Source organism: Dorea sp. (assembly GCF_977044405.1).
The window spans coordinates 109,255-116,324 of sequence record NZ_CDRRQK010000006.1; the positions used below are offsets into that span (position 1 = coordinate 109,255).

Here is a 7,070-nt window from a genome sequence, read left to right on the forward strand (position 1 = left end):
TTTACCGTTCTGCTCTCTTTCTTTCTATATACTTCCATGTTATAATCGTCGACAGGAACATCTTATTTTTTCATTGAGGGGGATTTTACATTATGCAAAAGAAAATTGATCTGGTTAATGGACCGGTTCTGTCTTCTCTTACCAGACTTGCCATCCCGATCATGGCTACATCGCTGATCCAAATGGCATACAATATGACAGATATGATCTGGATCGGTCGTATCGGAAGTTCTGCCGTTGCATCTGTGGGGGCTGCCGGCATGTACATGTGGCTTTCCAATGGACTGGCCGCACTTGCCAAGATGGGTGGACAGGTAAATGTCGGTCATGCCCTCGGATCATCCGACCGGAAATGTGCTGCCGACTATGCTGCGCAATCACTCATACTTACTTTATTTCTTGGACTCATCTATGGAAGCATCTGTATCCTGGCAGCCAAACCCTTGATTCATTTTTTTCATCTGAATCAGCTTCAGGTCATTCAGGATGCCATCCATTATCTGCAGATTACCTGCGGACTTGTCCTGTTTTCATTTTTAAACCAGACTTTTACCGGACTTTTTACTGCTATCGGCAACAGCCGTCCTGTATTTCTGGCAACGACCACCGGACTGATTGTCAATATTATCCTGGATCCACTTTTGATATTCGGAATCGGTCCATTTCCTGTTCTGCGCGTTACCGGTGCTGCAATTGCCACAGTGATCGCACAGATGATCGTTACGGGAATGTTCTTTTTGTTTGCCGCAAGAGATCTTGTACTGTTCCGGCATGTCCGTTACCTGCAAAAGCCCGACTTTCCTATCCTGGCTTCTATTATAAAGATCGGACTGCCAACTTCTATACAAAGCATGTTATTTACCGGTATCTCTATGATCATCGCACGTCTGGTTGCCGGATACGGCGATGCCGCTGTTGCCGTACAAAAGGTCGGCTCCCAGATTGAATCCATCTCCTGGATGACGGCTGACGGATTCGCTGCTGCGGTCAATTCTTTCACCTCTCAGAATCATGGTGCCGGAAAAAAAGGACGCATTTACCATGGATATATCAGTGCTCTGAAGGTTGTATTTGTCTGGGGTATCTTTTGTACCTTATTATTAATTTTCTGTCCGGCTCCGATATTCCGGATATTTATTACAGAGGAAAAAGTGCTTCCACTTGGAGTTGACTATCTGCGGATTCTGGGTGTATCCCAGCTTTTCATGAGCCTTGAGATCACAACTGCCGGAGCATTCTCCGGTTATGGTAAAACCGTACCTCCTTCTGTGATCAGCATTATATTTACTGCCCTTCGTATTCCACTTGCAATGTTTCTTGTCCATACTGCACTTGGGTTAAATGGTATCTGGTGGAGTATTACGATTTCCAGTATTTTTAAAGGTATCTTATTATTTTTATGCTTTCTGGTGTTTATGCACCGTGAAAAAATTTTACCATCTTAAAGTTCCGGATGTGGTATAATGAAGTAGTGAGCCGCCTGCTGTGAACGATGATGCAACAGGCGCGGAAAGGAAGGACTTGAAATGTGGGCTTATAACAGTATTTTTTATCAGATTTATCCGATTGGATTCTGCGGTGCTCCCGTACACAATGATGGTGTATGTGTTCCGCGTATCCGCAAACTTATGGAATGGTCGGAATATCTTGAAAGTCTGGGGATAGATTCTATTCTTCTGAATCCAATCTTTGAATCTGATAATCATGGATATGATACCAGAGATTTCAAACGCATTGACTGCAGACTTGGTACGAACGAAGATTTCAAAGAAGTCTGTGCGGATCTGCACAGACATAATGTAAAGATCGTTCTCGACGGTGTATTCAATCATGTCGGACGAGGTTTCTGGGCATTCAAGGATGTACAGGAAAAGAAATGGGATTCTCCTTATAAAGACTGGTTCCACATCAGCTTTGACGGTAACAGCTGTTACAATGACGGATTCTGGTATGAAGGCTGGGAAGGTCATTTTGAACTGGTAAAATTAAATCTTCAGAATCCTGCCGTCGTAGATTATCTTCTGGAATGTGTGAAATTCTGGATTGATGAATTCGACATCGACGGTCTGCGTCTGGATGTTGCATACAGTCTGGATCATAACTTCATGAGACGTCTTCGTTCTTACACACAGGAATTAAAGCCTGATTTTGCATTGATCGGTGAAGTACTCTTCGGAGATTACAATATTATTGTCAATGACGACATGCTTCACAGCTGTACCAACTATGAATGCTACAAGGGACTTTATTCCAGCTTCAACTGCATGAATATGTTCGAGATTGCACATTCCCTGCATCGTCAGTTCGGAAGTGACCAGTGGTGTATCTACCGCGGCAAACATCTTATGACATTTGTTGATAACCACGATGTTACAAGACTTGCAAGCATATTAACCAACCAAAAACACATTCCACTCGCTTACGGTCTTCTTCTTGGCATGCCGGGTATCCCATGCCTTTATTATGGAAGTGAATGGGCTGAACCGGGTGAAAAGGCGCCGGACAATGACTATGCGCTACGTCCATGCTTTGAAGAGCCAAAGCCAAATGAACTGACAGAATTCATAAAAAAATTGATTCACATCCGTCAGAACAGTGATGCTCTTTGCAATGGTTCTTATAAAAATGTGGTAATTCAGAACCATCAGCTAGTATTCGAACGTTGTTCAGAAAAAGAACGTGTTATTGTAGCGATCAATGCCGCTGATTATTCTTATACTACGAATGCCGGTGAATTGAATGGTACAGCAACAGATCTTCTGACAGATGAAACCGTTACTTTAAATGGTCAACTGGAATTAAAACCTTATAGTGTACAGTATTTGAAATTCTGATCGTTTATATTCACTAAGCCAGATCCCCGAACCGTAATAAAAGGTGGAAAGGAATACCTTTCCACCTTTTATTACGTGTGTATCTAACGCTATAGTGAATTAAGTAGAAATATTACTCGCACTTCTTCAATACTTTCACGATTTCTCCCATATACATCGTATGATAATCCTTATCCGGATACCATTTCTTATCATTTTCCTTAACATCGAAACATTCCGGTTTCATATCCTGTGTATACTGTGTCTTACATACGAAGATCAGGTCTGCTTCTTCAACTGCTGTTGTTCCGTCTACTGCATATGGATGAAGTCCTGCTTCTTTCCATTTATCTTCTACATCTTTTCCTGATACAGAACCGCATACACTCAGTGCTTTTCTGTAATCTTCCGAAAGGAAAGAAAGTGTGTACATACCTGTCTCATCCATGAATTTCTTCGTATATCTCTGTGGGCGGATATATGCCGTTGCAATATTCTTTCCCCACATGATTCCGACACCGCCCCAGCTTGCCGTCATAGTGTTACTCTTTTTCTCGTCTCCTGCTGTTACCAGCATCCATTCTTTGGAAATCTTTGTAAACGGGTTGAATTCCAGGCTTTCAATTGCTACTTCTTTAAATGCCATTTTCACATTCTCCTTATCGTCTTTCTTTTAGAATTACAGACAGTGAATATTCACTGCCTGCATTTTTACTATATTCTTTTATAATTATACTACTTTACTAACACTTTGCGGAAGTTTTTCTTACCCTTTTTCAGGACTACACCGTCTCCGCTTAATGCTTCTCCTGCAAATGTCTGGAATACATCTGTAACCTTCTCACCATCTACAGATACTCCGCCCTGCTGTACTGCACGGCGTGCTTCTGACTTGGAAGCTGTCAGTCCTGATTTTACTAACATCGTCAGGATATCGATATTTCCATCTGTAAGGTCTTCTTCTGTCAGTTCTGTCTTTGGCATATCTGCTGCTGCACCTGTTGAGAATAATGCTTTTGCTGCCTCCTGTGCTTTCTGAGCTTCTTCTTCACCGTGAACCAGTTTTGTAAGTTCGAATGCAAGGATCTCTTTTGCTGTGTTAAGCTGTGCTCCTTCCCAGCTGTCCATCTTGTCGATCTCTTCTAATGGAAGGAATGTCAGCATACGGATACATTTTAATACATCTGCATCTGCAACATTTCTCCAGTACTGATAGAATTCGAATGGAGATGTCTTGTTCGGATCAAGCCATACAGCACCACTCTGTGTCTTACCCATCTTCTTACCTTCTGAGTTCAGAAGCAGTGTGATCGTCATGGCAGAAGCGTCTTTTCCGAGTTTACGACGGATCAGCTCTGTACCTGCAAGCATGTTGCTCCACTGGTCGTCCCCGCCAAACTCAAGGTTACATCCGTATTTCTGGTATAACTCATAGAAGTCATATGCCTGCATGATCATGTAATTGAACTCAAGGAAGCTGAGTCCTTTTTCCATTCTCTGCTTGTAGCACTCTGCTGTCAGCATACGGTTAACGGAGAAATGTGCTCCGACTTCACGTAATACTTCGATGTAGTTCAATCCCATCAGCCAGTCAGCGTTATTAACCATCAGTGCTTTTCCATCTGAGAAATCGATGAAACGGCTCATCTGTTTCTTAAAGCAGTCACAGTTATGCTGGATTGTCTCCGGTGTCATCATCTGACGCATATCTGTTCTTCCGGATGGATCACCGATCATAGCTGTTCCTCCGCCGATCAGTGCGATTGGTTTGTTTCCTGCTTCCTGCAGACGTTTCATCAGGCACAGTGCCATGAAATGTCCTACGTGAAGGCTGTCTGCTGTCGGGTCAAATCCGATGTAGAATGTAGCCTTTCCATTGTTAACCAAGTCTTTGATCCTGTCTTCGTCTGTTACCTGTGCGATCAGGCCTCTTGCAACGAGTTCTTCATAAATTCCCATTTTAAGATTCTCCTTTTTATTATTATGATTGATCATTTACAGATTTCTCACTTTTCTTAAAAGCCTTTCCTGTTATTCCCCGGTAAATGCAAAAAATCCTTACCCAACATTACATTGGATAAGGACGATATTAACCGTGGTACCACCTTATTTTACTGATTGCTTACGCTTTCAGCCTCATTCAGTCTGCGTGTTCACAGACCTTTGCACGATAACGTGTGCCTGACGTCACAGCCTACTTCCGGAAATACCTGTGAAATTAATATTCCACGTTTTCATCCGTTTCGGTGTGCAGCTCCAAGATGTATTCATTCTTCACTCTTTCATGCGCCTCTCATCAACCGGCAGCTTTCTGTATGGGTGTGTGGATCACTACTTCTTCTTTTCTAAGCCTTTGTGATATCTGTATATTATTTTTTCTGTCTGTGTTAAAGACTAACTGATTTAGAGTATTTTGTCAAGACGATTTTCAATCTTCATCTTTTATTTTTTCAAAACGTTGCAGCCATGCTCCTGCAATAATTTCATTCCCACCTTCCGTCAGATGAATGCCGTCTGTTGTGATATTTTCATACCCGGCTTTTCCTGCTGCCGATATCATAAGATCCTGTAATTCCAGAACTTCCACATGATATCTTTCTGCAATTCTTTTCTCAATTGCTTCTGCCTGTCTGATTCCCGGAATCCAGTTCGCATACTTTCTTGGATAAGGAAAGATAAATGGTGCCATACAGATAATTCTTGCACGGGTTCTCTCCGTAAGTTCTCTTAGAACGGATTCATAGCCTGCTTCAAATTCCTGTTCTTCCAGACTTTTTCCTGTATTCATCATGACTCCGACATCATTACATCCGATCAGCAGGCTCACAATATCCGGCTGTCTTAAAATACAGTCATGCTCTAACATACGCTTTACACCCTGGATTGTGAAACCGTCATGTCCACAGTTCACAATGTCGTACTTTTTCCCTCCGCCGGTACTGTGATTCAGCTTTTTATCCACCATATCCACATAACCGTTCCCCAGTGGATTTTCAGAAAAGCAGTGCTCTGCGTCTGTAATGCTGTCACCTAAAAATATAATTTTCTTCATTTTTCCTATCTATTTTCCGTATTCGATTCCATACATTAATGCAAATCCACGAATTCTATTATAGCTCCCGGCCATCCTTAATTACCATTTTAAGATCCAGATTCTCGTCCAATAATACGATATTCGCTTTTTTTCCAGGTGCAATAGAACCATAAGTATCTTCGATTCCAAGACTCTTGGCCGGATTGATGGTTGCACATGCTACAGCCGTCTCAAGCGGAATCTCCATCTGTTTTACAACGGTACGCATACAGTCGGCAAGGTTTGTTACAGAACCGGCAAGTGCTCCGTCGAATACCAGTGTTGCATGATTTCCGACTACTTTTACATCCAGTCCTCCAAGTGTATACTGTCCGTCCGGCATTCCGGTCGCACGCATACTGTCGCTGATCAGGATCATGCGGTCTGCACCCATCATCTTGAACGCTGCCCTCACCATCGATGGGTGGATATGTACACCGTCACAGATAATCTCTGCCATTACATGTTCACTGTCGGACACTGCTCCTACAACACCCGGTTCGCGGTGTGTGAATGCCGGCATCGCATTAAAGAGATGTACGGCATGATTTGCACCTGCATCAAATGCTGCTTTTGCATGCGCATAGTCCGCATTGGTATGTGCAAGAGAAATGTTCACTTTATCTTTCATTTCTTCCACAAATGCAACCGCTTCTTCACTTTCTTCCGGTGCAAGTCCGACAAATTTTACCAGTCCCTCGGATGCGTCAAGAAATCTCTGGCAAGTGGCCGTATCACAAGGCATGATGTTTCTTTCATCCTGTGCACCCTTTTTCACCGGGCTGATGAATGGACCTTCCATGTTCACGCCTACAAGATCCGCTCCCTTTGGATTCTGTTCTTTTTTGTATTCTGCCGCAGTCCTTAAGATGTCTTCCAGTTCTTCTACCGGAAGTGTCATAGTTGCCGGTGCGATTGTCGTAACACCCACAGAAGCCTCATATTTTGCAATATTTTCAATAGCCTCTTTACTGTTATCACAAAAGTCATCTCCCATACACCCGTGGAAATGCAGATCGATCAGTCCCGGAATTGCGTATGCTCCCTGTCCGTCAATGACTTCTTCCCCCGGCATATCCGGTACGTTTTCTGTCGTGTAAATGCTTTCGATCTTGTCATCGTGAACAACAATGCCGCCTGCTGTAAATTTTTTGTCTTCTGTATAGACAATTACATTTTTGATT

General features: G+C 42.8%; 6 protein-coding genes. 2 read left to right on the top strand and 4 right to left on the bottom strand.

Annotated features, from left to right (window positions below; translation table 11 throughout):
- The first annotated feature begins 92 nt into the window (after positions 1–92).
- Both ACWJAF_RS04625 and ACWJAF_RS04630 read left to right on the top strand, forming a co-directional pair.
- Positions 93–1,445: an MATE family efflux transporter gene (locus ACWJAF_RS04625; RefSeq protein ID WP_448862504.1), complete on the top strand. Its 1,353-nt coding sequence runs from the start codon at positions 93–95 to the stop codon at positions 1,443–1,445.
- An 81-nt stretch (positions 1,446–1,526) separates the two neighbouring features.
- A complete protein-coding gene (locus ACWJAF_RS04630) occupies positions 1,527–2,834 on the top strand; it encodes an alpha-amylase family glycosyl hydrolase (protein WP_448862505.1) in 1,308 nt (435 codons plus the stop codon).
- Between the two features lie 112 nt (positions 2,835–2,946).
- On the opposite strand, the gene ACWJAF_RS04635 is transcribed toward ACWJAF_RS04630, so the two are convergent.
- The 4 genes from ACWJAF_RS04635 to nagA form a co-directional block, all read right to left on the bottom strand.
- Entirely contained in the window at positions 2,947–3,459 is a 513-nt protein-coding gene (locus ACWJAF_RS04635; protein WP_448862507.1) for a flavin reductase, read from the bottom strand.
- An 89-nt stretch (positions 3,460–3,548) separates the two neighbouring features.
- The gene (gene tyrS / locus ACWJAF_RS04640; protein WP_117596930.1) at positions 3,549–4,772 is read right to left on the bottom strand and encodes a tyrosine--tRNA ligase; all 1,224 of its coding nucleotides are present in this window, start codon (positions 4,770–4,772) and stop codon (positions 3,549–3,551) included.
- Between the two features lie 469 nt (positions 4,773–5,241).
- A complete protein-coding gene (locus ACWJAF_RS04645) occupies positions 5,242–5,865 on the bottom strand; it encodes an SGNH/GDSL hydrolase family protein (RefSeq protein ID WP_448862509.1) in 624 nt (207 codons plus the stop codon).
- 58 nt (positions 5,866–5,923) lie between these two features.
- Entirely contained in the window at positions 5,924–7,069 is a 1,146-nt protein-coding gene (gene nagA / locus ACWJAF_RS04650; RefSeq protein ID WP_448862511.1) for an N-acetylglucosamine-6-phosphate deacetylase, read from the bottom strand.
- Position 7,070: the final 1 nt, after the last annotated feature.

Bases quoted from the DNA above. Each gene is read 5' to 3' on its own strand.
- ACWJAF_RS04625 (WP_448862504.1), top strand. From the start codon at position 93: ATGCAAAAGAAAATTGATCTGGTTAATGGACCGGTTCTGTCTTCTCTT.
- ACWJAF_RS04630 (WP_448862505.1), top strand. From the start codon at position 1,527: ATGTGGGCTTATAACAGTATTTTTTATCAGATTTATCCGATTGGATTC.
- ACWJAF_RS04635 (WP_448862507.1), bottom strand. From the start codon at position 3,459: ATGGCATTTAAAGAAGTAGCAATTGAAAGCCTGGAATTCAACCCGTTT.
- tyrS (WP_117596930.1), bottom strand. From the start codon at position 4,772: ATGGGAATTTATGAAGAACTCGTTGCAAGAGGCCTGATCGCACAGGTA.
- ACWJAF_RS04645 (WP_448862509.1), bottom strand. From the start codon at position 5,865: ATGAAGAAAATTATATTTTTAGGTGACAGCATTACAGACGCAGAGCAC.